This window comes from Actinopolyspora lacussalsi subsp. righensis (genome assembly GCF_900116555.1).
Lineage (GTDB): Bacteria > Actinomycetota > Actinomycetes > Mycobacteriales > Pseudonocardiaceae > Actinopolyspora > Actinopolyspora lacussalsi.
The window spans coordinates 134,407-159,927 of the sequence record NZ_FPAT01000012.1; the positions used below are offsets into that span (position 1 = coordinate 134,407).

Annotated in this window: 23 protein-coding genes, 2 tRNA genes and 1 other RNA gene; 7 read left to right on the forward strand and 19 right to left on the reverse strand. The window is 68.9% G+C overall.

The window, feature by feature from the left end:
- Positions 1–135: 135 nt before the first annotated feature.
- The 4 genes from BM394_RS19000 to BM394_RS19015 all read right to left on the reverse strand — a co-directional run bounded on the left by BM394_RS19000 (position 136) and on the right by BM394_RS19015 (position 4,849).
- Positions 136–1,629 carry a gluconokinase gene (locus tag BM394_RS19000; protein WP_092980387.1) on the reverse strand — a complete coding sequence of 498 codons (1,494 nt, stop codon included), beginning with the start codon at positions 1,627–1,629 and terminating at the stop codon, positions 136–138.
- Positions 1,630–1,807: 178 nt separating this feature from the next.
- Entirely contained in the window at positions 1,808–2,383 is a 576-nt protein-coding gene (locus BM394_RS19005; RefSeq protein WP_092980389.1) for a Uma2 family endonuclease, read from the reverse strand.
- Between the two features lie 123 nt (positions 2,384–2,506).
- On the reverse strand, positions 2,507–3,583 hold the full coding sequence (locus BM394_RS19010; protein WP_092980391.1) for an aspartate-semialdehyde dehydrogenase: 1,077 nt from the start codon (positions 3,581–3,583) through the stop codon (positions 2,507–2,509).
- Positions 3,584–4,849, reverse strand: coding sequence for an aspartate kinase (locus tag BM394_RS19015; protein ID WP_092980393.1), 1,266 nt, complete (start codon positions 4,847–4,849; stop codon positions 3,584–3,586).
- A gap of 490 nt (positions 4,850–5,339) precedes the next feature.
- Between BM394_RS19015 and BM394_RS19020 the strand changes: the two genes are divergently transcribed.
- The 3 genes from BM394_RS19020 (at position 5,340) to BM394_RS19030 (ending at position 8,575) form a co-directional block, all read left to right on the forward strand.
- Positions 5,340–6,428: a hypothetical protein gene (locus BM394_RS19020; protein ID WP_245780302.1), complete on the forward strand. Its 1,089-nt coding sequence runs from the start codon at positions 5,340–5,342 to the stop codon at positions 6,426–6,428.
- Between the two features lie 395 nt (positions 6,429–6,823).
- Positions 6,824–7,411 carry a nitroreductase family protein gene (locus BM394_RS19025; RefSeq protein WP_092980397.1) on the forward strand — a complete coding sequence of 196 codons (588 nt, stop codon included), beginning with the start codon at positions 6,824–6,826 and terminating at the stop codon, positions 7,409–7,411.
- A 198-nt stretch (positions 7,412–7,609) separates the two neighbouring features.
- The gene (locus BM394_RS19030) at positions 7,610–8,575 is read left to right on the forward strand and encodes a LysR family transcriptional regulator (RefSeq protein ID WP_092980399.1); all 966 of its coding nucleotides are present in this window, start codon (positions 7,610–7,612) and stop codon (positions 8,573–8,575) included.
- Between the two features lie 76 nt (positions 8,576–8,651).
- Here BM394_RS19030 and BM394_RS19035 read toward each other — a convergent pair whose 3' ends face one another.
- Together BM394_RS19035 and BM394_RS19040 are read right to left on the reverse strand one after the other, a co-directional pair.
- On the reverse strand, positions 8,652–9,032 hold the full coding sequence (locus BM394_RS19035; RefSeq protein ID WP_092980401.1) for a hypothetical protein: 381 nt from the start codon (positions 9,030–9,032) through the stop codon (positions 8,652–8,654).
- 155 nt (positions 9,033–9,187) lie between these two features.
- Positions 9,188–9,475, reverse strand: coding sequence for a hypothetical protein (locus BM394_RS19040; RefSeq protein WP_092980403.1), 288 nt, complete (start codon positions 9,473–9,475; stop codon positions 9,188–9,190).
- Between the two features lie 353 nt (positions 9,476–9,828).
- On the opposite strand from BM394_RS19040, the gene leuA reads away from it, so the two are divergent.
- A complete protein-coding gene (leuA, locus tag BM394_RS19045; protein WP_092980405.1) occupies positions 9,829–11,658 on the forward strand; it encodes a 2-isopropylmalate synthase in 1,830 nt (609 codons plus the stop codon).
- A 99-nt stretch (positions 11,659–11,757) separates the two neighbouring features.
- Here leuA and BM394_RS19050 read toward each other — a convergent pair whose 3' ends face one another.
- From BM394_RS19050 to ffs, 11 genes are all read right to left on the reverse strand, one after another.
- Positions 11,758–11,976, reverse strand: a complete 219-nt coding sequence (locus BM394_RS19050; RefSeq protein WP_092980492.1) for a hypothetical protein — start codon at positions 11,974–11,976, stop codon at positions 11,758–11,760.
- Between the two features lie 357 nt (positions 11,977–12,333).
- Positions 12,334–13,449, reverse strand: a complete 1,116-nt coding sequence (locus tag BM394_RS19055; protein ID WP_092980407.1) for an ABC transporter ATP-binding protein — start codon at positions 13,447–13,449, stop codon at positions 12,334–12,336.
- Positions 13,442–14,437 carry an ABC transporter ATP-binding protein gene (locus BM394_RS19060; protein ID WP_092980494.1) on the reverse strand — a complete coding sequence of 332 codons (996 nt, stop codon included), beginning with the start codon at positions 14,435–14,437 and terminating at the stop codon, positions 13,442–13,444. Before BM394_RS19060 ends, BM394_RS19055 begins: the two co-directional genes overlap by 8 nt.
- Positions 14,438–14,445: 8 nt before the next feature.
- Entirely contained in the window at positions 14,446–15,381 is a 936-nt protein-coding gene (locus BM394_RS19065; RefSeq protein ID WP_175530173.1) for an ABC transporter permease, read from the reverse strand.
- Between the two features lie 67 nt (positions 15,382–15,448).
- Positions 15,449–16,459 (reverse strand): ABC transporter permease, encoded by a 1,011-nt coding sequence (locus BM394_RS19070; protein WP_092980409.1) that lies wholly within the window; start codon positions 16,457–16,459, stop codon positions 15,449–15,451.
- A 49-nt stretch (positions 16,460–16,508) separates the two neighbouring features.
- The gene (locus BM394_RS19075; protein WP_092980411.1) at positions 16,509–18,194 is read right to left on the reverse strand and encodes an ABC transporter substrate-binding protein; all 1,686 of its coding nucleotides are present in this window, start codon (positions 18,192–18,194) and stop codon (positions 16,509–16,511) included.
- 227 nt (positions 18,195–18,421) lie between these two features.
- Entirely contained in the window at positions 18,422–19,003 is a 582-nt protein-coding gene (locus tag BM394_RS19080) for a uridine kinase family protein (RefSeq protein ID WP_245780304.1), read from the reverse strand.
- Between the two features lie 139 nt (positions 19,004–19,142).
- Complete coding sequence (recR, locus tag BM394_RS19085) at positions 19,143–19,739, reverse strand: recombination mediator RecR (RefSeq protein ID WP_092925429.1); 597 nt, start codon at positions 19,737–19,739, stop codon at positions 19,143–19,145.
- Between the two features lie 10 nt (positions 19,740–19,749).
- Positions 19,750–20,082, reverse strand: coding sequence for a YbaB/EbfC family nucleoid-associated protein (locus tag BM394_RS19090; protein WP_092980413.1), 333 nt, complete (start codon positions 20,080–20,082; stop codon positions 19,750–19,752).
- Between the two features lie 146 nt (positions 20,083–20,228).
- Positions 20,229–22,739 (reverse strand): DNA polymerase III subunit gamma and tau, encoded by a 2,511-nt coding sequence (locus BM394_RS19095; protein ID WP_092980500.1) that lies wholly within the window; start codon positions 22,737–22,739, stop codon positions 20,229–20,231.
- Positions 22,740–22,957: 218 nt separating this feature from the next.
- Positions 22,958–23,051: signal recognition particle sRNA small type (ffs, locus tag BM394_RS19100), an RNA gene on the reverse strand.
- Between the two features lie 137 nt (positions 23,052–23,188).
- Here ffs and BM394_RS19105 point away from each other — a divergent pair.
- The 3 genes from BM394_RS19105 (at position 23,189) to BM394_RS19115 (ending at position 24,849) form a co-directional block, all read left to right on the forward strand.
- Positions 23,189–23,274 (forward strand) — tRNA-Ser (locus BM394_RS19105).
- A gap of 464 nt (positions 23,275–23,738) precedes the next feature.
- Positions 23,739–24,242, forward strand: coding sequence for a hypothetical protein (locus BM394_RS19110; protein ID WP_245780306.1), 504 nt, complete (start codon positions 23,739–23,741; stop codon positions 24,240–24,242).
- 13 nt (positions 24,243–24,255) lie between these two features.
- Positions 24,256–24,849, forward strand: coding sequence for a hypothetical protein (locus tag BM394_RS19115; protein ID WP_207227508.1), 594 nt, complete (start codon positions 24,256–24,258; stop codon positions 24,847–24,849).
- 103 nt (positions 24,850–24,952) lie between these two features.
- Here the strand turns inward: BM394_RS19115 and BM394_RS19120 are convergent.
- A tRNA-Ser gene (locus tag BM394_RS19120) sits at positions 24,953–25,037 on the reverse strand.
- 189 nt (positions 25,038–25,226) lie between these two features.
- On the reverse strand, positions 25,227–25,496 hold the full coding sequence (locus BM394_RS19125) for a CsbD family protein (protein ID WP_092980416.1): 270 nt from the start codon (positions 25,494–25,496) through the stop codon (positions 25,227–25,229).
- Positions 25,497–25,521 lie beyond the last annotated feature (25 nt).

Here is a 25,521-nt window from a genome sequence, read left to right on the forward strand (position 1 = left end):
TCCCCCGCGACGAACCGCGAAACGCTCCGCCGGAACTCCCCGTCCGGGCTTCCCGACGGAGCGCTCGCGAAAAGCTGTTCGAGCTCTACCGCGTGAACCAAGTCCGCGACTCGGTAGTCCTACGACCCGGTAGTTCTACGACTCGATCGGGGTCAGATCGACTATCGCACGGTGCAACCGTTCCAGCCCGGGACGCTGGGCACGCATCATCCGGGCCGCTTCGGGAGCGGGCGGAACCGTTCGGGCGGGTCGTATCAGATCGGCGGCCTCGTCCAGCGAGTCCAGCTCACCCAACGCGCGCCAGGCCAGCAGCACCGCGCCCACCGCCGAACCACCGCTCTCCTCCGCCAGCTCCAGCTCGATACCGAGTGCCGCCGCGATCGCGTCGGCCCAGATCCGGCTGCGGAAACCGCCGCCGGTGGCGCGCACGGCGTGCACCCGCGCGCCGGTGTCGACCACGGCGTCCCGAACCAGCGCGAGCTGCTGGGCGACTCCCTCCACCAGGGCGCGGGTCATCTCGGCGCGCCCGTGGATACGCCGCAACCCGACCAGCGAGCCGGTCAGCCCGGGCTCCCACCAGGGAGCCCGTTCACCCATCAGGTAAGGCAACGCGACCAGGCCGCGCGCTCCGGTCGGCACCTCGTAGGCCTCGTCGAGCAGCCGCGCCACATTCGTGTCGAACGACTCGGCAGCCCACTGGCCGACCACCGCCCCGTTGCTGACGGCACCGCCCGCCACCCACAGACCATCGGCCAGGTAGTAGCAGAACGTGCGGCAGCGCTCGTCCACACCGGGTTCGTCGCGCACCACGCGCAACGCCCCGCTGGTGCCGAGTGAGAGCCCGGCGACTCCGGTGTTGATCGCGCCGACCCCGAGATTGCCCAGCGGGCCGTCGCCCGCACCGAGCACCACGGGAAGTCCTTCGGGCAGCCCCGTGTCACGCGCCACCCGCGCTCCCAGCGGGAACGCGTCGGTCGGCGCGGCGATGCGGGGAAGCTGATCCGCCTCCACCCCGGCCGCGCGCAGCGCGGAGTCGTGCCAGTCCAGCGTCGCCATGTCCTGCAGCCCGGTTCCCGAGGCCAGCGACTGATCGGTGACGAACTCCGCGGTGAACGCGGTGAAGACGAAATCCTTCAGCGCGCACCAGTACGCCACTCCTTCGGCCAGGTCACGGCGCTGCGTGGTCAGCCAGGCCAGTTTGACCATCACCGACTGCGGGTGCACCGGGGTTCCGGTGGCGCGGTGCAGCTCGGCCGCCGTGGACCACTCCCCGCGGAACTTCTCCGCGATGTCGGCACAGCGGCTGTCGGCCCAGTTGAACGCGGGAGTGACGGGATCACCCGCGGTATCCAGGCCGACCAGGGTGTGCATCGCCGTGCTGAACGAGAGCGCGCGCACCGGGCGTCCCGCCTCGCGCACCCGGGCCACGCACTCGGCCAGGGCCGCGATCGCGGAATCACGTACTGCCGCGGCGTCCTGGACGGCCTCACCCGGCTGCTCGGTGCGCATCTCGTTCTCACGTTCGGCGTGATGCAGCACCGTGCCGCCGCGATCGGCGGCGACGACCTTGGTGGTCGTCGTACCGAGATCGAGACCGAGGACGACCGCATCCTTCTCGGCTGCGCTCATACCCCCAACCTATCCGCGCGAACGAGTTGGTTCCGACGAGCGAGACACACGGCACAACGACTACGGAGCGGGTTCGATTCCGGCACGCGGCTGTCGGGGTGAGGACACGGCCGGCGGAACGGCCGGTGGCCGTCCCGCGTGAATCTCGCGCGAGATCGCCACCCGCGGGCTCGGTCGGCTACTCGATGCCTCCGCCGCGTCGTACGAGGGACTCCAGCTCCACCTCGAACTCGAACGGCTCTCCGGTTCGGAACACACCACCCTCGGTGAAGTGCGATTTGTAGCCGCCGTCGTGCAGCCGGTTCTCGGCGATGGTGACCGGCTCGTCGAGATCGAGCACCCAGTAGCCGGGTATACCGGCCTTGGCGTACTCGTGACGCTTGACCACCCGGTCGGTCTGCGACGAGCCGGGAGAGATCACCTCGACGGCGAGCAGGAGGTCCTGGGCGTACAGTCGATTCGGGTTCTCGTCGATCCGGGCGGCGGTGGCCACGACCACGTCCGGGACCCGAACCACCGGAGGCCAGGAGGAGACGATCACCACTTCCACGTCCGGTATCGCCTCCCACTCCAGAGGTAGCTGCCGATCGAGCACCGAAGTGAGGCGCTTGACGACACGCTGGTGGATACCGGCGGCCTTGGGAGTCACTTGGAGGACGCCCTCCTGGAGCTCGTAACGACGCGAATCGTCTTCCGGCAGCCGCTCGAACTCTTCCAGGCTCAGCAGATGATCGGGCCAGGACATCGCGGTCATGCCTCCAGTGTCGACACCTACCGACCGGCTCCGTAGCCCTGCGCCGGGAGGACCATCCGTTCGGGTGGCGACCCCGCGTGAATCTCGCGCGAGATCACCACCGCCCGGCTCAGTGTGAAGCGGTCACGCCGGGGACGCGAGCGTCTCGGCGATCTCGTAGGTGTTCAGGGCCGCGCCCTTGCGCAGGTTGTCCCCGCATACGAAGAAATCCAGCGTGTTCGGGAAGTCGACGGCCTGGCGCACGCGCCCCACGTAGGTCGGCTCGCCCCCCACGACACCGGCGGGGGTCGGGAAGTCCGGCCCGTCGGGGTCGTCCTGCAGCACCACCGAGGACGCCCGCTCGAAAACCCGGTGCGCGTCCGACACGCCGACCTCGCGATCGAACGTGGCGTGCACCGCCAGCGAGTGCGTGGTCACCACCGGCACCCGGACGCAGGTCGCCGAGACCTTCAGCTCCGGGATCCCGAGGATCTTGCGCGACTCGTTGCGGACCTTGAGCTCCTCCGAGGTCCAGCCGTCCTCCTTGCGGGAGCCGCACCACGGCACTACGTTCAACGCCAGCGGAGCCCTGAACGGCGTCTCCTCCGAGAGACCGGCCGCCACCAGCGCCTCGGCCACGTCACCGGCACGGTCCCCGAGCTGCTTGCCCGCGACGGCGTCGATCTCGGCACGCAGCCGGTCGATGGCGTCCTGACCGGATCCCGAGGCGGCCTGGTACGAGGAGACCACCAGTTCGCGCAGCCCGAACTCGCGGTTCAGCTCCCCGAGGGCGGCCATCATGGACAGGGTCGTGCAGTTGGGGTTGGCGATGATCCCCTTCGGACGCTCGTCCACCTTGTGGGCGTTGACCTCCGGGACCACCAACGGCACCTCGGGGTCCATCCGAAAGGCCCCCGAGTTGTCGACCGCGACCGCTCCCCGTTCGACGGCCACCGGGGCCCAGGCCGCGGACAACTCGTCGGGCACGTCGAACATCGCGATGTCCACGCCGTCGAACGCCTCCGGGGAGAGCGCGACCACGGTGTGCTCGACACCCCGGACGTCGATCTTCTTACCGGCGGAACGCGGCGAGGCGATCAGCCGCACCTCACCCCACGGCACGGTCTCGCGCGAGTTCATGATCTCGATCATGACCGAGCCCACCGCGCCGGTGGCTCCCACGATCGCGACGGTGGGTGCCTGGAAACGTCCGGAACTCATTCAGCGACCACTCCCCGCATAGACAACGGCCTCTTCTTCTCCGCCCAGTTCGAAGGCGGCGTGCAGCGCGCTCACCGCGTCGTCGAGCTGCGCGTCCCGGACCAGCACCGAAATGCGGATCTCGGAAGTATTGATGATCTCGATGTTCACGCCCGCCTCGGCCAGTGCCTCGCAGAAGGAGGCGGTCACCCCGGGGTGCGAACGCATACCCGCACCGACCAGCGATACCTTGCCGACGTCGTCGTCGTAGACGACCTCCTGGAAGCCGAGCTCGTCCTTGATCTTCTCCAGCTCGGCGACGGCCACCGCACCGTTGCTCTTGGCCACGGTGAAGGTGAGGTCGGTGAGGCCGGAAGCCACACCCGAAACGTTCTGCAGCACCATGTCGATGTCGATCTCGGCATCGGCGACGGCACGGAAGATCCTCCCCGCCACGCCGCGAGTGTCCGGAACACCGCGCACGGTGACCTTGGCTTCCGACCGGTCGTGCGCCACGCCGGTGATCATGGCCTGTTCCATGGGGAGGTCCTCCACTGATCCGGACACGATCGTTCCGGGGTTGGCCGAGTAGGACGAGCGGACGTGCAGCGGCACACCGTACCTGCGCGCGTACTCCACCGCGCGCAGATGCAGCACCTTGGCACCGGTGGCCGCGAGTTCGAGCATTTCCTCGTAGGTGACGCGGTCGAGGTGTTCGGCATCGCCCGCGATCCGGGGGTCGGCGGTGTAGACGCCGTCCACGTCGGTGTAGATCTCGCAGACATCGGCGTGCATCGCCGCCGCCACCGCGACGGCCGTGGTGTCCGAACCGCCGCGCCCCAACGTGGTGATGTCCTTGCTGTCCTGGCTGACCCCCTGGAATCCCGCGACCATCACGATCCGGCCCTCGTCCAGGGCCTGCCGAACCCGATCGGGGGTGACGTCCATGATCCGGGCGTTCTGGTGTGCCGAAGTGGTGATGACCCCGGCCTGCGAACCGGAGAACGAACGAGCCTGCTCGCCGAGAGATTCGATCGCCATGGCCACGAGCGCGTTGGAGATGCGCTCACCCGCGGTGAGCAGCATGTCGAGCTCCCGCTCCGGGGGAGCCGGGTTGACCTGGTTGGCCAGATCCAGCAACTCGTCGGTGGTGTCTCCCATCGCGGAGCACACCACGACGACATCGTTGCCCGCCTTACGGGTCTCCACGATGCGCTCGGCGACCCGTTTGATTCGATCGGCACTCTCGAGCGAGGAACCGCCGTACTTCTGGACGACGAGTGCCACCTGAACAAACCTCCTCGAGCCGCGCGGACGCCCCGGGTGCGAGAGGCCCCGCACTGACACCGGGTGGACGGCCGGGCAGCCGGCAGCGTGACGCCGTCCGCGTCCCCGGGCAGTGATCACTCGATCGTGCCGTGTGTTAGGGATCCGGACATCTCGCCGCGCCCCGAGGTCCGAAGAACTGGTCACGAACCTTCATCGGGTGCCTTCACCAGGCCGTTCCGCTGCCTGCCCAGCCTACAGAACCAGCCCCCTGCGGCCCGATAGCCGTTTGGCGTGACTAGCCTGACTACGACGCGGCACCCGCGACGACCGAGGCTCGACGAAGAAGGTGCACCACTTGTCCGCGACCGACGAAACGATCGGGACAGTGCCGCGGGGAAGCAGTGAAATTTCCGCCGCGCGAAGAGTGAAAGACCTCGTTCGCATTCGGCCACGAGCGCCCGTGGACGACGATGAAGGCCCTTCTCCGGCACGAATGGCCGGACCGGCTGTGGTATATGTCATAGTACGGCTGGTCGGATTGCTGGTGCTGGACGTGTTGTCCGGGATTCACGACCAGTCGCCGAGCGAGCACCTCTTCTCCTGGGACTCGGACTGGTACCTGCGGATCGCCGAGAGCGGGTACGACCCCACGGGGCAGCCGATACTCAACGGCAACGGCGACGCCGACCCCCAATCCGTGCTGGCGTTCTTCCCCGGCTTCCCGATGCTCACCCGCGGAGTGGCCTTCCTCCCCGGTGTCGACCCGCCCACCGCGGCGATGCTGGTGAACCTCGCGGCGGGACTCGCGTGCGCCTACGGGCTGGCCCGGCTGGGGCGAATCGTGAGCGGCTCGCAACGGGCCGGTCTAGTGCTGGTCGCGCTGTTCGCGGCGGCCCCGATGTCGATCGTGCTGTCCATGCCCTACAGCGAGTCGCTGTTCTGCGCGCTGGCGATCTGGACGTTGCTGGGCGTGCTGGAACGGCGGTGGATCCAAGTCGGCGTGACCTGCGCCCTGGCCGGGACGGTGCGGCACACGGGGGCGGCGCTGATCGCGGTGGTGATGCTGGCCGCCGTCGTGGCGCTGCTGCACCGGCACGAGGGCAACCGCCCGCTGGCCGCGTTGCTGGCGGCTCCGTGCGGGCTGCTCGGTTACCTGGGTTGGGTGGGGCTGCGCACCGGCGAGCTCGACGGCTACTTCGAAGTGCGGCAGGACGGCTGGTCCTCCTCGCCCGACGGCGGGATCGCCACCGCGCGCTTCATAGGAGAAGCCCTGTCCACTGAGGAGTCGACGTTCGTGACCTTCGCCGCGTGGATCCTGCTGGGCGCGGTGGCGCTGCTGATCTGCTGTCTGGATCGGCGGATCGCCTGGCCGTTGGGCTTGTACGCGCTGCTGACGGTGGTGTTCGTGCTGGGGACCGACGGGCTGATGTTCGCCAAACCACGGGCGCTGCTGCCCGCCTTCCCGTTGCTGCTCCCGCTGGCCATGGGGCTCGCGGCGCGGCGTCGAGCGGTGATGATCGCCGGGGTGGGGATCTTCGTGTGCTTCGGGAGTTGGTTCAGTGCCTACGCACTCACCGTCTGGCCCTACGCGTTTTAGCTATTGCCGGCACTTCGGTAGTGGGCCGGTTAGCCGGCACGTGAGTCGGCGCCTTGCGGCGTTGGGCCGGCTCTTGAGTAGCGACCTACGCGGCGAGCGGCCCGGCCTTGCAATGCATCCGACTCACGCACCGGGGACTCGTGCGCTGCTTACCCGGATAGTCGCTTCGTTATCGACAGTGCCGGGTAGCGACCTACACAACGTCTCCGGCGTCCTCGCGAGAGCCGCACCGGAGAACCCGCGGCGGTGCCGACCGCGTGAGTGGTCGGAGTTCGCCGCTGCGAAGCCGGGGCGGAACCACTCGACGCCTCGTGAGCGGGTACCCGACATCGGGTAGCGACGAGTTCGGGAGAATCGAGGGCGGCACGTGAGCGCCGAGAGGCCACGGAGGAACCTTGAAACCCGCCGACTCGTCAGTTCCACTCCAGCCGCTGCTGGCCGAGCGATGGAGCCCACGCGCACTGGATCCCGAGGTCGAACTGACCGACAAGCAGTTCACCGCGCTGTTCGAAGCCGCACGCTGGGCCCCGTCCTGGGGCAACACGCAGCCCGCCCGCTACATCGCGGGCCGTCGAGGGGATTCGACCTTCGACAAACTGCACGGCACGCTCTCCAGGGGCAATCACGGCTGGGCCGGTAACGCGTCGGCCCTCGTGCTCGGCGTGGCCAAGCTGAGCAACGACGACGGCGAGACGCTGCCCTACGGGGAGTACGGTCTCGGGCTCGCCACCGAGAACCTGGTGCTGCAGGCGGTCGGCGAAGGACTGGTGGCGCACCAGATGGCCGGGTTCGACCGGGACGCCGCCCGGGAGGCGTTCGGTATCCCCGCCGATTACGAGCCGATGGTCGTGATAGCCGTCGGCGCCCCCGGCGACGCAGAACAGCTGCCCGAGCGACTCCGCGAGAAGGAGTCCGCACCTCGCAGCCGCATCCCGCTCACCGAGTTCGTGTTCAGCGACTCGTGGCAGGAACCAACGTTCTGATCGGTCTCCGATCGGTGCCGCGTACTCGCGGTACCGATCGGCCTGCCGCCGATCGAAACCGCTGTTCCCACCGGACGCGCCGGAGCGCACCGACACCGGGCTTCCACTCCCGAGGCATGACACCGCATCCCAAATCGTGGTACGCCTGTCCCCGAAAGAAGTTAGTAATTCCTCCGAACGCGCAATAGTCTCTGCGCCATGTTCCACCACTCGGGTAGCGAGTCGTCCCGGCGGCTCGACGTGGCCCGGAAACCGGGCGATGCGCCACTCGAGCTGTCCCAACTGCGGACGTTCCTGGCCGTCCACCGGGCCGGGTCACTCACGGCGGCGGCCAGGACGCTGGGACTGTCGCAGTCCACAGTGACCACACGGATCCGGGCGCTGGAGCAGCAGCTCGGCACGTCCCTGTTCGAACGACTGCCACGCGGTGTCGCCTCGACCAGCGCGGCAGCGGAGCTGGCCTCGGAAGTGGCCGGTCCGCTCGACGAACTGGCCTCGGTGGCCGAACCGGACCGGAACGAACCGCCCGCACCGATCGAACCGGTGCACCTGGCGGGTCCCGCCGAACTGCTGAGTGTTCGAGTGCTGCCCTCGTTGGCACCGATGCTGGGGAGCGGAGTTCGGATCAGGGCCACCTTCGGTCTGGCCGAGGACCTGTTGGGCGGCCTGCGCAGCGGCAGGTTCGACCTGGTGCTCTCGGTCGCCCGTCCCCGTGGGCGGGCCGTCAACGCGGTTCCCCTCGTGGACGAGGAGCTGGTACTGGTTTGCGCACCGGCGACCGCGGCGCACGTCGACCGCACGCGACTGCGGGGTGGCGACCCCACACCACTGCACGGCATTCCCCTGGTCGCCTACGCGGAGGACCTTGCCCTCACGCGGCACTACTGGCGCCACGTCTTCGGCACCCGACCCACCGAGCGGGCCGGGATCGTCGTGCCCGACCTGCGGGCGATGCTCGCGACGGTGGCGGCCGGGACAGGGATCACGGTGCTGCCCCGGTACCTGTGCGAGTCCGAACTCGTCGCCGGGGAGCTGGTGGATCTACCGGAACCGACGGCTCCTCCCGTCAACACCCTGTTTCTCGCCCAACGGGCGGACGCGACGGAGAATCACCACGTGACGCTGGTAAGGCAGGAACTGCTCCGCGTGGCGGGATCCTGGTGAGCGGCCCGGATTCCCGTTCGGAAGCGACTTACTCCCCCGAATGTCGCCGCGGATCTCGCGAGGAATCGCCCGCGGCTCAGCGGGAGGCGCCCAGCGTGCGCAGCAGGCGCACCACCAGCACCGAGACGAGCAGCCAGCAGATCGCCGCGAGGCCGTAGTTGAGCAGCACTTCGAGCTTCGGCTGCTCGGGTTTGAGGAACAGGTCGCGGAATCCGAACGCCAGGACCCGCGCCCATTCCGCCACGAAACGCGTCAGCGCGTTCTCCGGATTGGCGCCCCCGACCGTCAGCGCCACGTGCGCGGTCACCAGCGCGGCCACCAACGAGCAGCCCCAGCGCACCACGGTGGCGAGCGAACCACACGTGCGAGACCACAACCGCGCGAGATCGAAGGACTTCCGGCGGCGGTGCCCACTGGTCCCGGAGGTGCGCGTCGGATCCGCCACGTCTTCGGACATGACGGCAGTGTGACACGAAACACGATCAAATTACCAGCGGGTAGCCGAACATCGGCGCAGCGGAACGCGGGCGGCCACGCACCCGACCCTGATCCCGAAAAGCCGATTCGCCACCGCTTCTCCAGCGCTTCCCCACGACTCCCGCACCCGGGTTCTCACCCGAAGATCCGCCCCAGCAGACCTCCCACCAGCATCCAGAACATCGCGGCCAGCCCGTAGTCCAGTAACACCTGCAGTACGTGACTCGGCGCGTCGATCAGTCCCGGGAAGAACAACGCGAGCGGCTCGGCGGCGCGCGCGACCGATTGCGTGAGCTGCCCCTCCGCTTGGAAGTCGAACAACACGAACACGGTGTGGGCGATCAGCACCACGGCGAGCAGGAAACCGACCCCCTGCAGCAGGGTCGCCAGGGCCGACCCGGAACTGTTCTTCTTCGCAGCCATGACACCAGCCTGCCGCATCGGAACGACCGACCCGCGATCAGTTCAGCGGGATTCCCCGGATCGGCTGCCGTGCTCGGCCCGTCGCGACACCGTTCGCGGAACTGGCGAGGCTCCGCCCGAATCGGGCCACCGGGAACGCGGAGCGACGATTCGGCGGCACGGCAGCGTGGTGTCCAGCATTCGGAACAGGCGGTTGCGTTCTGGACACCGGGTGCGGTTAGGCTGTCCTCGTGACTTTCAGCCTCCTGCTTTGCCGCCGCGACGGGGTCAGTTAGACCGGCCCCTCGTCGCGGAGGTAAAGCGTGCCGGTCGATGAGTTCCCGAACCGAGCACGAGCAGGAGAGTCCAGCAGGATGAGTAACGGTTCCGCTTCCGATTCCCGTTCCAACACGGACGACGTCCCCGCGGCGGGCTCCGGACCGCGTCGCCCCTCGCGTCCCGCTCCGCCCGACCAGAAGCCCTGGAATCCGCAGCGCGGCAGCTCGATGGCGTTCCACCGTTACCGACCGTTCGACGAGCTGGTGGAGAACGTGTCGCTGCCGGACCGCACCTGGCCGGACCAGCGCATCACCCGAGCACCGCTGTGGTCCGCGGTCGACCTGCGGGACGGTAACCAGGCGCTGATCGACCCGATGTCACCCGCGCGCAAACGCCGGATGTTCGACCTGCTGATCGGGATGGGCTTCAAGGAGCTCGAAGTCGGTTTCCCCGCCGCCAGTCAGACGGACTTCGACTTCGTACGCGAGATCATCGAGGACGGGGCGATTCCGGAGGACGTACGCATCCAGGTGCTGACCCAGGCACGCCCGGACCTGATCGAACGCACCTTCAAGGCGCTGGAGGGTGTGCACTCCGCGATCATCCACCTGTACAACTCCACCTCGATCCTGCAGCGGCGCGTGGTCTTCGGCGAGGAGCGCCTGGGGATCAGCAAGATCGCCACGCAGGGTGCGGAGCTGGTGCGTGAGTACGCGGCCAAGTACCCGGACACCGACTTCCGGTTCCAGTACTCCCCCGAGTCGTTCACGGGTACCGAACTCTCCTACGCCGCCGAGGTCTGCGACGCGGTCACCGAGATCTGGCAGCCCACGCCGGAACGCCCGGTCATCCTCAACCTGCCCGCCACCGTCGAGATGGCGACCCCGAACCTCTACGCCGACTCGATCGAGTGGATGCACCGCAACCTGTCCAGGCGTGATTCGGTGATCCTCTCGCTGCACCCGCACAACGACCGGGGCAGCGCCATCGCGGCCGCCGAGCTCGGGTACCAGGCGGGAGCCGACCGCGTCGAGGGCTGCCTGTTCGGCAACGGCGAGCGCACCGGCAACGTGGACCTGGTGGCGCTGGGGATGAACCTGTTCAGCCAGGGGGTCGACCCACAGCTGGATCTGTCCGACATCGACTACATCAAGCGCACTGTGGAGCACTGCAACCAGCTGCCGGTTCCCGAACGGCAGCCGTGGGGCGGTGAGCTGGTCTACACGGCGTTCTCCGGGAGCCACCAGGACGCGATCAACAAGGGGCTGCGGGCGCACCGCGAGGCCGCGGAACGCGCCGGGGTCGCCGAGAGCGAGTACCCCTGGGAAGTCCCGTACCTGCCGATCGACCCGAAGGACGTGGGACGCAGCTACGAGGCGGTGATCCGGGTCAACTCGCAGTCCGGCAAGGGCGGCGTGGCCTACGTGATGACGACCGAGTACCAGCTCGACCTGCCCCGCAAGATGCAGATCGAGCTGTCCAAGCTGATCCAGCAGCGCACCGACTCGGACGGCGGCGAGGTGGAGCCGAAAGAGATATGGCGCGTGTTCGCCGACGAGTACCTGGACTCGACCGCACCACTGGAACTGGTACGGCAGCGCCTCAGCGGTGAGGCCGGTGCCGAGACCATCGATGCCACCGTTCGGGTGGAGGGCGCCGAACACGAGATCAGCGGTTCCGGCAACGGTCCCATCGCCGCGTTCGTCGACGCGCTGAGCACCGTGGGCTACCACGTGCGCGTGCTCGACTACCACGAGCACGCGATGACGGCGGGGGACGACGCCAAGGCCGCCGCCTACCTGGAGTGCTCGGTGGACGGCGAAACCGACGGCCCGACCGTGCTGTGGGGTGCCGCCATCGACACCTCCACCGTCACCGCGTCGCTGCGCGCGGTGGTGTCGGCGGTGAACCGGGCGAACCGCTGAGCGAACCGTCCCGATCGGGAGGTCGGGGTGCTCGGTCGGCGGGACGTTCCGCCGACTCGCACTCCGGCCGTCCGGCTCGGCGATCCCGTGGAAGGTGGCTCACTGCCCGGTGGAGGTGCCCAGCAGCTTGGCGAACTCCCCGGCTTCGTCCGGTGTGAACACCAGGGTCTCGCCCGGCGGCAGCACCAGGGCGACCCGGTCACCGAGCACCAGCACCTTCACCTCCCCGGCGGCGTCGTCATCTTCGGAGTCCAGGCACGGCACGCTCCAACTCAACTGCTCCGGATCGAGCCGGTCGCTTTCCGAGAGCTCGGACACCACACACCTCCGTTCGGGTCGATCGGCACCAGCACAGTCAATCCGGTACGAGACGTCCGAGCAACGTACGTCATCCCAACGGGGACATGATCGATACCGTTCCGATCCCGAACCCCGACCACGAAGGGGTGGTCCGGCCCGGCTGGGCGTCGATTTCTCACGAAATCGCCGCGCCAGCGACGCGGGGCGAACTCCGACCACCCTCGCAAGCCGCACTCCGATCACCCCGGCAGTCGGCGCCGCCGCGGGTTCTCCGGTGCGGCTCTCGCGAGGACGCTCCCGACGTTGTGTAGATCGCTACCCGATGTCGGGGGACCCGCAGCGAGAGCCGTGCCGGAGGTTCCGCCACGGAACCAGCTACGAAACACCAGCGGAAGAGTTTCCCTCGACCGAGTTCGGGGTGATGATTCCGTCGCGGATTTCCTCGGCGTAGTGACAGGCCACCCGGTGCCCACCTCCGACGTCGCGCAGCTCGGGGCGTTCGGAGTCGCAGCGCGTGGGCTGCCGCCACGGGCACCTGGTGTGGAACCGGCACCCGGTGGGCGGCGAGGCGGGTGACGGCAGGTCCCCGGACAGCAGTATCCGCTCCCGCTGGTCCTCGACCTCCGGTTCCGGCACGGGCACCGCGGAGAGCAGCGCCCTGGTGTAGGGGTGCAGCGGTTGTTCGTACAGCACGTCCGAATCGGACTCCTCGACCAGACCGCCCAGATACATCACCCCGATACGCCGTGCCACGTGGCGCACCACGGCGAGATCGTGCGCGATCACCAGGTAGGTGAGGCCGAACTCCTCCTGCAGGTCCTCCAGCAGGTTCAGCACCTGGGCCTGCACCGAGACGTCCAGCGCGGAGACCGGCTCGTCCGCGACCACGAGGTCCGGGCGCACGGCCAGCGCCCGGGCGATGCCGATGCGCTGCCGCTGACCGCCCGAGAACTCGTGCGGGTACTTGCGCAGCGCCGAGGCGGGCAGCCCGACGGAGGAGAGCAGCTCGCGCAGTTCACGCTCGGTACTCCCCCCTCCCTTGTCGAGTCCGTGCGCCCGCATCCCCTCCACGAGCAGCGATTCGACGGACTGCCTCGGGTCCAGCGAGGACAGCGTGTCCTGGAAGACCATCTGCATTCGGCGCCGCATCCGCCGCAGCGGTTCACCCGACATCCGGGCCATGTCCGTACCGTCGAAGCGGATCGAACCGCCGGTGGGCCGTTCCAGCCGGAGCACCGCCTTGCCCAGTGTGGACTTGCCACAGCCGGACTCCCCCACCAGTCCGTAGGTCTCGCCGCGACCGACGCGCAGCGATACCCCGTCCACCGCGTAGACGTGGCCCACGGTGCGGTCCAGCACGATTCCCCGCTTGATCGGGAAGTGCACCCGCAGGTCGTCGATCTCCAGCAGGGAGTCCGCCGCCGGGTCCGAAGGGTCCGTACCGACGGGCGAGGTCTCGGAACCCGTGATGGTGCGGCTCGAATCAGTCATGGGCACGCTCCAGTTCCGCGGCACCGATCGGGTTGTGGCAGCGCAGCAGCCTGCCCTGCTCGATGGTTTCGAGTTCGGGCGCGCGTTCGCCGCACACCGCGAGGGCGTTGCCGCAGCGCGGGCTGAAGGCGCATCCTCCCTCCCAGGGAATGTTGTCGGCCACCGACCCCTCGATCGGAGCCAGCCGCTGTCCTCGCGGGGAGTCCAGTCGCGGCACCGAGGCCATCAGCCCGGCGGTGTAGGGATGCCGCGGCCGGGAGAACAGCTCGTGCCGCTGGGCGCGTTCCACGATTCGTCCGGCGTAGAGCACGTTGACCTCGTCGCACATCCCCGCGACCACTCCCAGGTCGTGGGTGATCATGATCAACGCTGTTCCGGTCTCGGCGACGAGTTCCTTGAGCAGGGTCAGGATCTGCGCCTGGATGGTCACGTCGAGGGCGGTGGTGGGCTCGTCGGCTATCAGCAGCCGAGGTTCGCAGGCCAGCGCCATGGCTATCAGGGCGCGCTGCCGCATCCCGCCGGAGAGCTGGTGCGAGTACTCCTTGAGCCTGCGGTCCGGGTCCGGAATGCCGACCCGGTCCAGCAGCTTCGCGGCCTCGCGGGACGCGTCGCGGCGCGAGAGCCCGCGGTGACGTTCGATGACCTCGGAAACCTGCAGCCCGATGGGCACCACGGGGTTGAGGGAGGTCAGCGGATCCTGGAAGACCATGCCGAGGTCCTTGCCCCTGCGCCGGTCGAACTCCCGCTGGGAGAGCCGCAGCAGTTCGCTGCCTTCCAGGTTCACCGAGCCGGACACCTCGGTCCCGCGCTGCGGGAGCAGCCCCATGATCGCGAGCGAGGTGACGGACTTGCCGCATCCGGACTCGCCGACGAGCCCCACGGTGCTGCCGGGGTGCACGTCGAACGAGACGCCGTCCACCGCCGAGACCGTCGGTTCGCTCTTGCGGACGAACCGCACGGACAGGTCGCGCACTTCCAGCAATGCCATGTCGCCGTTCACCGCCGCTTCTTCGGGTCGAGGGCGTCCCGCATCGACTCACCGACGAGCGTGAAACCGAGCGCGACGACGATGATGCAGCCGGCGGGCCAGAAGGCCAGGTGCGGGTGGGTGTCGAAGAAGTTCTGCGCCGAGCCGAGCATCTGCCCCCATTCGGGTGTCGAGGTGTCGGCCGCTCCCAGGCCGAGGAAGGAGAGCGCCGCGGCGTCGATGATGGCCACCGCGAGCATCAGCGTGGCCTGCACGATCACCGGGCCGAGCGCGTTGGGAAGCATGTGTCGGAAGACGATGGAGCGCTGGCGCACCCCCAGCGCGCGGGCCGCCAGCACGTGATCGCTCGCCCGCTGGGCGAGCATGGTGCCGCGCAGCAGCCTGCCGAATATCGGTATCTGCACCGTCGCGACCGCGATGATCACGGTGAACTGGGACTGCTGCTGGAACAGCGCTCCGATGGAAACGGCCAGCAGCAGCGAGGGCACCGAGAGCATCACGTCGACCACGCGCATCACCAGGGTGTCGACCCAGCCGCCGAAGGCGCCAGCCAGGATGCCCAGGGTCAGGCCGCCGCCCAGGCCGATCACCGTGGCCAGCAGCGCGACCAGCAGTGTCTGCTGTGAGCCGAGCAGCACCCGGGACAGCAACGGCCGCCCGTACTGGTCGCCCCCCAGCGGGAAGCCGGGCTGTGGGACGGGGATCTCGTTGTCCGCGCGGGAGACCTGCTCCTCCAGCAGCCGCAGGGCGGGATCGTGTTGCGCCAGTATCGGCGACACCAGGGCGAGCAGCACGAAGGCGCAGATGATCCCCGCGCCCACGAGAAACGTCGGGCTGCGACGCAACCGTCGCCATGCCGAGGCCGCCAGGCTGACACCCGCGGTGGTGTCCCCACCGGACTCGGCCAGCCCGTCGATGCGCTCCTTGCGTTGTGTACCCAGCACTGTGCGCGACCTCTCACTGATACTTTCCGTCGTGTTGGCAGGCTCGGTGGCGAGCACCCCGCTTCGATCAGCGCGTCCGGAGTCTCGGGTCGATCGCCGCGTAGGCGAGATCGACGAGCAGGTTGACCAGCACGTAGACCATCGCGGTGGCGAGGATCACCACTTGCAGCACGGCGTAGTCCTGCCGTTGGAAACCCAGCGAGAGTGCCTGTCCGATCCCGGGGATGTTGAAGACCTGCTCGGTCAGCACCGCCCCGGAGAGCAGCGCGCCGGTCTGCAACCCGATGGTGGTGACCACGGGAAGCATCGCGTTGCGCAGGATGTGCCTGCCGCGCACCACCATCGCCCCGAGCCCCTTGGAGCGGGCGGTGCGCACGTAGTCCTCCTCGACCACGTCGAGCACCGATGCCCGGGTGAGCCGGAAGATCACCGCGAACGGGATCGTGGACAGCGCGATCGCGGGCAGCAGCAGGTGGACCAAAGCGTTCCACGCCGCGTCCCACTCCGTGGTGAGCAGCCCGTCGAGGACGAAGAAGCCGGTGGCGTGGGTGGCGTCGATTCCCGCCGCCTGTCTTCCCGAGGCGGGCAGTACACCGAACTCGATGGCGAAGACGTACTTGAGCAGGAAGGCGAGGAAGAACACCGGAACCGCCACGCCGATCAGCGACCAGGTGATGCTGAGGTTGTCCAGCCAGCCGCCCTGCCTGCGGGCCGCGAAGTAGCCCAGGGGGATGCCCACGGCGACCGCGAGCAGCAGCGCCAGCACCGAGAGTTCGAGCGTGGCCGGCATGCGCTGCAGGAACACCTCCATGGCCGGGGTTCCCGGCTGCACCCCGGTGGAGACGCCGAAATCGCCCGTGATCGCCCGCTGCACGAACTTCCAGTACTGCACGTACAGCGGTTGGTCGAGCCCGAGCTGCTCTACCAGTCGGGCTCGGGACTCCTCGGTGGCACGCTCACCGAGGAGTGCGGAGACCGGGCCACCCGGCAGCGCCCGCAGCCATCCGAACAGCAGGACCGACAGCACGACCGTGACGATCAACAGCTGGCCGAGTCGTCGGACCGTGTAACGAAGCAAACCGGGATCCTTACGTTCTCGACGGAAAAACCTGGGCGCTGCCCTGGAACTACTTCTCGATGCTCACCGAGGCGAACTGCTCGGCGGTCAGCGGCGAGGTGACCAGTCCCTTGACGTGCGGGGCGGTCACGATCGCGGGCGGCGAGTGCGACAGCGGCACGGCGGGCAGGTACTTCGACTTCAGGTCACGGTTGATCTCGGTGTACATCCGCTCCCGCTTGGTCGGATCCGGTTCCTTGTCCGCGGCGTCCAACCGGTTGGCCAGCTCTTCGCCCCAGGGTGCGGGCTTGGTGTAGAACTGGTTCTCCGTCGAGCCGAAGAAGGTGCCGATGAAGTTGTCCGGGGAGTTGTAGTCACCGGTCCAGCCGAGCAGGAAGACCTCGGCGTCGCCCTTGTTCGCGTCGGAGATGTAACCGCCGTTCCAGGGTTTGCTGACCGGTTCGACGTTGATGCCCGCCTTGCGCATGTCCCCGGCGAGCGAGTTGAAGATGCCGCGCGGGTCGGGCATGTAGGGCCGCGTCACCTGGGTGGGCCACCAGAATTCGATGGTGAGGTCGGAGTGCCCCGCCTCGTTCAGGAGTCGCTTGGCCTTCTCCGGGTCGTAGGAGTACTTCGCCACGTCCTCGGTGTATCCGTCCACGCTGGACGGATAGAACAGGTTGGCGACCTCGGCGCCGTCCGGCAGGTTGGCGTTGACCAGGTTCTCGCGGTTGACCGCGTAGGCCAGCGCCTTGCGGACCTTCAGCTTGCGCAGCGCGGGGTTGTTCTTCTGCGACATGCCCAGGTACAGCACGTTGAACGGCTCGCGGACCTGCACGTTGAAGTCCTGCTGCCGCAGCGAGTCCAGGTCGGCCGGGTTCGGGAAGTCGTAGCCGTCGATCCCGCCGGAGAGCAGCTCCTGCTTGCGGACCGACTCGTCGGAGATCACCTTGAAGATGAGCCGGTCGAGGTTGGCCTTGTCACCCCAGTAGTCGTCGTTGCGGCGCAACACCACGGACTGGTTGTTCTGGTCGTAGGAGTCGAACTGGAACGGCCCAGTACCGGTGGGGTGCTTCCTGGCGTACTCGGAGTACTCGAAACCGGACCCCTTGGCAACGACCTTGTCGGCCTCGTACTCCTTCATCGCCGTGGGCGACTGCATGCTGAACGAGTCCAGCCCGAGCGCGGCGGGGAACTTGGAGGTCGCGCGGGTCAGGTTGATCACCGCGGTGGTGGGGTCCGAGGCCTCGCAGGAGGAGAACAGCGAGGGTTCGTCACCACCGGCGAATCCGCCGAAGGTCTCGATCCAGTAGTACGACAGCGCGGAGCTCTGCCCGGTGCCGGTCTGGTTGTACCAGCGTTCGAAGTTGGCGCAGACGGCCTCGGCGTTGAAGTCGGTGCCGTCGTGGAACTTCACGCCCTCGCGGAGCTGGAAGGTCCACTTCGTACCGTCCTCCGAGGAAGTCCAGTCGGTGGCCAGTTCGGGCTCGACCTCGACTCCGCCCGACTCGAAACCGACGAGTCCCTCCATCATCTGTCGGGTGACCCGGAAGGTCTCGCCGTCGGAGGCGTAGAACGGGTCGAACAGGGCCGGAGCTCCCGGCGCTCCGAAAACCATGGTCTGCCCGCTGTCCTCACCGCGCTGCGACTGCACGCACGCGGACAGGGACGTGGCAAGCACGGCGGTCAGCCCGACCGTCACAAGCCTGCGCCCCACTCTCGATAACCGGAACCCCGGCCCGGCGGCTGCACCCATCACTCACCTCGGCAACTCACGTCTCGCAAAGTGAGAGAGACGGTAACCCGAGGAATGTATCCGGATCAGGTTCACAGGATTACGATTCGGCTACAACGTTCGGCCTAACATTCGGCAAATCTGGGAAAAATTTGTGAAAATCCTGGTCAAAGCCGAAGATAATACGCAGCACGGCTCACTCGAACGAGTGGATTTTCGAAGATCGCCAGGAGTCGCGGGTCGGTTCGTCAGCCCCGCAGTACGAAGTCGGCACGCTGTCCGGTGCGATCCGAGCGGAACCACACCCGTTCGAACCGCTGCCAGCGGAGGAGTTCGGAACGGGTCTCCGCACCGTCCCGCAGCACCGCGCGCTCCAGCCGGGTGGCCGAGTCGGGCGGCTCCATCCAGATCAGTGCCGAAAGGCGACGCGCGACCGAACGTCTGCCCGCCGAGACCCCTTCGAGCAGCAGCACCTCCGGAACCGGGACGTCGACGAACGCCCCGGGCACCGGCACTCCGCCGGGCCACTCGGTGCGCCGGTAGCGACCGGCACGTCCCCGCGACAACGGATCCAGCACACCCTCGCGCAACCGGGGCCACCAGCCCACCGGTTCCCGCCAGGTGGCGAAGTCGTCGGTGCCGAGCAGCGCGGCGTCGATCCCCGCCGTGGACAGGGCGGACAGCAGCACGCGGGCGAACGTCGACTTCCCCGCACCGGAAGGACCGTCCACCGCGACCAACCGCACCGGACCGAGACGGGGCGCACCGCGTCCCACCCGGTGCACCAACGAGGCCGCGGTTTCGGAATCAGCCGCGCGCGGCGGCCGCACGACCGGTGAACCTGGGGCCACGGGGCGGGAGCGGCCGACAGGACGCCCCCGACCGCCGTGACCTCGCTCCGGCCGAACGACGGATCCCGCCACCGAGCGGCTCACCGGAGGAACGCTCCGGTTGCCGCGGTCGAACGGCTCAAACGGATCGCCTTCCGGACAACGCCCTGCCGAGGGTGAGCTCGTCCGCGAACTCGAGATCGCCTCCCATCGGCAGACCGGACGCGAGCCGTGTCACGCTCAGTCCCGGAAAGTCCTGCAACAGCCGGACGAGGTAGGTGGCCGTCGCCTCCCCCTCGGTGTTGGGGTCCGTGGCGATGATGATCTCGGTCACCTCGTCGGTCCCGATCCGGCTGACCAGATCGCGGATCCGCAACTGGTCCGGCCCGACCCCGGAGAGCGGATCCAGCGCACCACCGAGCACGTGGTAACGCCCCCGGAACTCGCGGGTGCGTTCGACGGCCAGCACGTCCTTGGGCTCCTCGACCACGCACACCAACCGCGGGTCACGCCTGGTGTCCTGGCAGATCCTGCAGCGCGTCCGCTCGGAGACGTTGCCACAGACCTCGCAGAACACCACGCCTTCCTTCACCCGCTGCAGCGCGTCCTGCAGCCGGGTGACGTCGGCGGGCTCGGCGGAGAGCAGGTGAAAGGCGATGCGCTGCGCACCCTTCGGACCGATCCCCGGCAACCTGCCGAGCTCGTCGATCAGATCCTGTACTGGCCCCTCGTACACGCGGCTACCGTCACATCCCCGGCAGACCGAGTCCGCCCATGTCCGTGCCGCCCTGGCCGCCCAGCGCGTTGGTCAACGGCCCCATCTTGTCCGCCTGCATCTGCTGCGCGGCGCGGTTGGCGTCCCGGACGGCCGCGACGACCATGTCCGACAGCGTCTCGGTGTCCGTGGGATCGACGACCTTGGGGTCGATGCTCATGGACTGCAACTCTCCCGCGCCGGTAACCGTGGCGGTGACCATGCCGCCCCCGGCGGTGCCGGTCACCTCCGTCTCGGCGAGTTCCTGCTGCGCATTCATCAGCTGCTGCTGCATATCCTGCGCCTGCTTCATGATTTCCTGCATGTCGGGTTGCTGACCGCCTGGTTGCACCGTGGCTCCTCTCCCGGTTCCGGCTGGGCTCACCTGTTCGAGCGAGGCATCTCCTGCCGTCCAGCGTAGTCGTCGATCCGCGACGGTGGCGGGCGCCCGGCCGGGCGGACCGGATCCCACTAGTCGAGTCTGCGCGCGCCGAGCTCGCTGACCAGTAACTCGACCGCCTCGTCGTCGGGATCGCGTTCGACCGAGCCGTCACGCGGTGCGGCTTCGGCAGTGCTCGCGGCGGCCGATCCGGCCGGAGCGGCGTACTTCCCAGCCGGCGACTCCGCCGCTCCCGAACCGGCGCTGCCCGGCCGGGAGGTTTCGGAATGCGCCGAACCGGCCCGGTTCCCCGAGGTAGCCGCGGACTCGGCCCTCGGTGGTTCGGAACGGTACGGAGCCGCGGAGTCCGGCTCCGGTGGCCGACCGGGCTCGACGTCCTCCCACTCGGGCGGTTCGGGATCCGATTCGGGAGGCGGTTCCGGCGGCAGGGGCGGTTCCGGTGGTTCCGAGGACGCGGGTGCCTCCGGCCTCGCCGATACGGCGGGTGACTCGGCTGCCGTGGGAGGTTCGGCCGCCGCAGGAGATTCGGCCGTCACGCTTGACTCGGCGGCAGCTGGGGGCTCGGGCGCGACGGAGGATTCGGAAGTGCCCGGGGAGTCCGACACGGCCGGAGTCGCGGCGGTGGAAGCAGCCGCGGCCGGGGTGACCTCCGGTTCCTCCGGAGGACTCTCCGGCTCGGGAGTACGTTCCGCGGCCGCGCTCGAGGCGGCCGGTTGTGCGCTCGGGGCGGCGGACCGTTCCGGAGCGGGAGCCGCCTCGGTCGCGGGGGCTCGCTCCGCGGTCGACCGGGGAGCCTCCGCTGCCCCCCGCGCTGTGCCGCCACGCTCGGGCTGCGGCGTCGCGGCCGGCGCGCGGGCGGACCGCTCCTCACCCTCGACGAGGCACTCCAGCTCCCAATCGCCCCCGACGACCGCGCGCATCGCCTCCCGCACGTAGTCGATGCGGCGAGCCTGCATGAACTGCTTGCGCAGTCCGGCGGTCGGCATCGACAGCACCAGCGTGTTGTCCCGCAGCTCCACCAGCGAGGCGTTCAGCAGCAGCGCCTGGGTCGGCCGGTTGCGCTCCGCCACGGCACGCAGCAGGTCGTTCCACACCTGGCGCAGCTCGGCGGCGGGCCTGCCGCCTCCCGTACGCGAGTCGTCCTCCACCGGTTCGGGAGAGCTAGCCCGCTGCTCCCGTTGGGCGTGTCCCTCGGGAGGTGTCGCGGCACGATCGCCGCCCGCCGGACGCTCGGGAGGCTTCCCCGCGTCGGCGGCGCCGTCCCGCCCGGCCTCGGCAGCCCGTGCGGGGGGTGGCTCGGCACGGTCCGACTCCGCGACCGGCGGGGGCGAACCGCCGTCCGGTTCACTCGGAGCGGCACTCCGCGCGGCCGGGGCGGGGGCCGGGGCGGCTTCCGCACCACCCCCGGAAGTCGGCGGGGCCACCGTCATGCGTCGCTCGACCCGCTCGATGCGCTGCAGCACCGCCGCCTCGTCCCCGGAAGCGGCGGGGAGCATCATGCGGGCGCACAACAACTCCAGCAGCAAGCGGGGCGCGGTGGCACCGCGCATCTCGGACAGCCCGGCGTGCACGATCTCGGCGAACCGGGTCAGCGTGGCCGTCCCGAGCTTCTCGGCCTGCTCCCGCATCCTGCCGATCCCGTCACCGGCGTTCTGGATGAGACCGCGCTCCGCCGCGTCCGGCACCGACTGCAGCAACACGAGGTCGCGCAACCGGTCCAGCAGGTCGGAGGCGAACCTGCGGGGATCGTGACCGGCCTCCACGACCCGATCCACCGTGCCGTAGACGGTGGCCGGATCGTTCGCGGCCAGCGCGTCCACCATCGCGTCTATCAGGGCGACGTCGGTGACCCCGAGCAGCGCCACGGCGCGCTCGTAGGTGATGCCCTCCGCACCGGCACCGGCGACCAGTTGGTCCAGCACGCTCAGCGCGTCACGGGCGGAGCCTCCCCCGGCGCTGATCGCCAGCGGATACACCGCCGGGTCCACGCTGACGCCTTCCTCGGCGCAGATCCGCTCCAGCAGCTCGCGGAGTTCACCCGGTGGGATCAGCCGGAACGGGTAGTGGTGGGTGCGGGACCTGATGGTGGTCAGCACCTTGTCCGGCTCGGTGGTGGCGAACACGAAGACCAGGTGGTCGGGCGGCTCCTCCACGATCTTGAGCAGGGCGTTGAACCCCTGCTGGGTGACCATGTGGGCCTCGTCGATGACGAAGATCCGGTAACGCGACTGCGCCGGGGCGAACACCGCCCGATCGCGCAGTTCGCGCGCGTCGTCCACACCACCGTGACTGGCGGCGTCCATCTCGACGACGTCCACGCTGCCCGAACCGTCCGGAGCCAGCGCGACGCAGGAGTCGCATTCGCCGCACGGCTCGTCCGTGGGGCCCTGGGCACAGTTCAGCGAACGCGCGAGGATCCGCGCACTGGAGGTCTTGCCGCACCCACGGGGCCCGGAGAACAGGTAGGCGTGGTTGATCCGCTGTGCGGCCAGCGCGGTTCGCAGCGGTTGCGTAACGTGTGACTGCCCCACGACCTCGCCGAAGGTCGCCGGTCGATACTTGCGATAGAGCGCGAGCGCCACACCGGCAACGATACGTGCCACCACCGACGAGTTCGGCATCGGGAGCGACGACGGCGGGAAGGTGGCGTGGATCGCCGGTCGAGGCGCGCCACAGCGTTATGGGGCGCAGCGTGACGGGGGGCGCCGACGGTGTGGGCGGAGTGGGTGGATCAGGTGGGCGGTACCGACCGCTCACGCGGATCCCGCGGTGCACCCTGAAAAGTGGTGGGCCCCGAGACAAAAGGGGACCCCGCGCACCCGCCAGAGCCCGCTTACCCTTGCTGCCTTCCGGCCCTGGGGGAGTTCACAGGATGACGCCGCGCGGAGTCCTCGTTCAGTGTAACGGGCCGCCGCCACGGTGAACCGACCCCCCGTCATCGCCCGGGAGACAGCGCGGGGCGGACCCACCCGCCGGCGGTTCCGGAGGGGGGTCGCGAGGTCGGCGGAACCCGTCACGTACACTCTTTCGCGGAGGATTGGCCGAGCGGCCTAAGGCGCACGACTGGAATTCGTGTTGGGTTAACAGCCCTCGCGGGTTCGAATCCCGCATCCTCCGCCGGCGACGGGCCGGGCGTGGACTTCACGCCCGGCCCGTTCTCGTTCGCCCACCTCTTCCCGTTCACGGCCCCACCCGCCGTGCGGTGCCCTGCCGCCTCAACGCTCGTGGTTACCCGTTCGGCGGCCCTTCGGCACGTTCGCAGCGAGCTCGCACCCCACCGACAGCGGTATAGCTCCGCCCCGGATCGCGGCGAGCGCCGCTCACTGCCAGAGCTCCGCCGTCTCATCCTCCCCGGGCCCTTCTGGGCCGCCGGGCCGATCGGGGGCGCTTGGTCCCGTCGGGGGGACGACACAGGCACGAAAGCAGTAACGCGTTACTCCCGGTACTTCCGCATTAGTAGGCAATCGCGTCGCGACCCTGGATCTCGCCTTCCGGCTCCCCCGATAGTGCGCGTGCAATCCGCTAAACCGATTCCGCCGAGGCGGCGAACCCGCCCGCCGGAAGAGGAGAGGAGAACGGAATTGGCAAGAGCCAAGACCGGAACCGGACGGCTCCGCACCAGGACCGCCGCGGTGGCTCTGGCGAGCTGCGCGATGGCAGCGGGACTGACGGCGACCACCGCGCAGGCGGCCCAGGCGTCCGAAACGGACGAACACTGCGTGCTGGACGTCTCCACCCGGGACCACACCTGCTACGAGACGTTGGCCGAGGCCAGACAGCAGGGGCGGCGAATCGCCGACACCACCGGTGAGCTCATCGGCGCCACCGTCTTCGAGGACGTCGAGTACGGCGGTTCCTCACTGACGATCACTGTACCGGAACCGTGCCCCAAGAACGACGAAGTGGACTTCTGGCTCGATCTGGACGACTACTGGCAGAACCGGATCTCCTCGGTACAGGCCTGGTCCACCTGCTGGGTCTGGCTCTACCCGGACTCGGGCGACCGCGCGGGCCCCTACAAGGAGAACCACCCCGACGTGGGCGGCTACATCAACGATCGAACAGTGACCGTCGGACTGAGCTGAGCGAGGACGAAGAATGAAGTCGCGCAATCGACTGGCGGTCGGCCTGAGCGCCGCCGCGCTGGCAATGACCGGACTGGCCGCGCCCGCGAGCGCCACGACCGAGGCCGACCCCACCGTGCGGCAGCTGCTGCAGCAGTGCGAGAACGGCAACACCGATCTCTGCGAGTTTCACCCCTCCGGGCCGCCGGAAACGCACCGCGGCTCCTACGAGCTGGTCGGCGGGGCAACGAACTGCTCCGAGGGAACCTCCACCCGAATCATCGGCTGGCAGTCCTCCAGGGGCACCACCACCAACGTGAGCATGACCATCAGTGCGGGCGTCACGCTGGGCGAGGTGTTCGAGGCGGGCTTCGAGACCAGTTACGAGCGGCAGTGGAGCTGGAGCACCACCAAGTCCGACGAGATCCGTCACGAGCTGGGACCGAACCAGGCCGTGAACATCTACGCCGCGCCGATGCGGCAGAAGGTCACCGGAACCTACGAGCTGCACTTCGGTGATCCGTACTACGGGCACTACTACTGGTACGTGCACGACGTGACGGTCGACGGACCGCAGGACAACCCGGCGTGGCAGACCAGGGTGGAGTCGAAGCCCGCCAACTGCTGATCCGACCGCGACCGACAGGGGCACCGCGGTGCCGACCGGGCCCCGACGTGAAAGAGCGGCGCCGGTTCCCCTCGGGGGATCCGGCGCCGCTCTCGTCAACGCGCGGTAGCGGTGGGATTCGAACCCACGGAGGCTCTCACCTCACGCGATTTCGAGTCGCGCTCCTTAGGCCGCTCGGACACGCTACCGCGAACAAGCGTAACGAACGGTCCTCACGAATCCAGCACGGGGGTCGAGGGAGTCGATTTTCCCCGCGCAGCGGGCCGCTGGCACTCTGTCGCGGCAGCACCCGAGCGCTCGGGGCGGGCGCGCCCACGCACCACTCCCGGGACGCCCCGCTCGACCGAAACCGACGTTCCGCCCCGAGGGGGTGCCCCTCAGCGCCGGTCCTCGCCGCCTTCCCGGTTTCCGCCCTGGTCGCCGCGCTGCTCACCGCTCTGGTCGCCGCGCAGCTTGTCCTTGATGTCCTCGGCCGCTCCCGCGGCACGATCCTTCATGTCCTGGCCGGACTCCTTGGCCTCGCCCTCGAGCCGGTCCCGCTTGCCCGCATCCTTCATGTCGCGGTTGCCGGTCGCGCGGCCGGTCGCCTCCTTGGCCCTGCCCGCGAGCTGCTGGGCCTGGTGCTTGACCTTGTCGAACGTACTCATCGCGACCTCCTGTTGCCGATTGCTC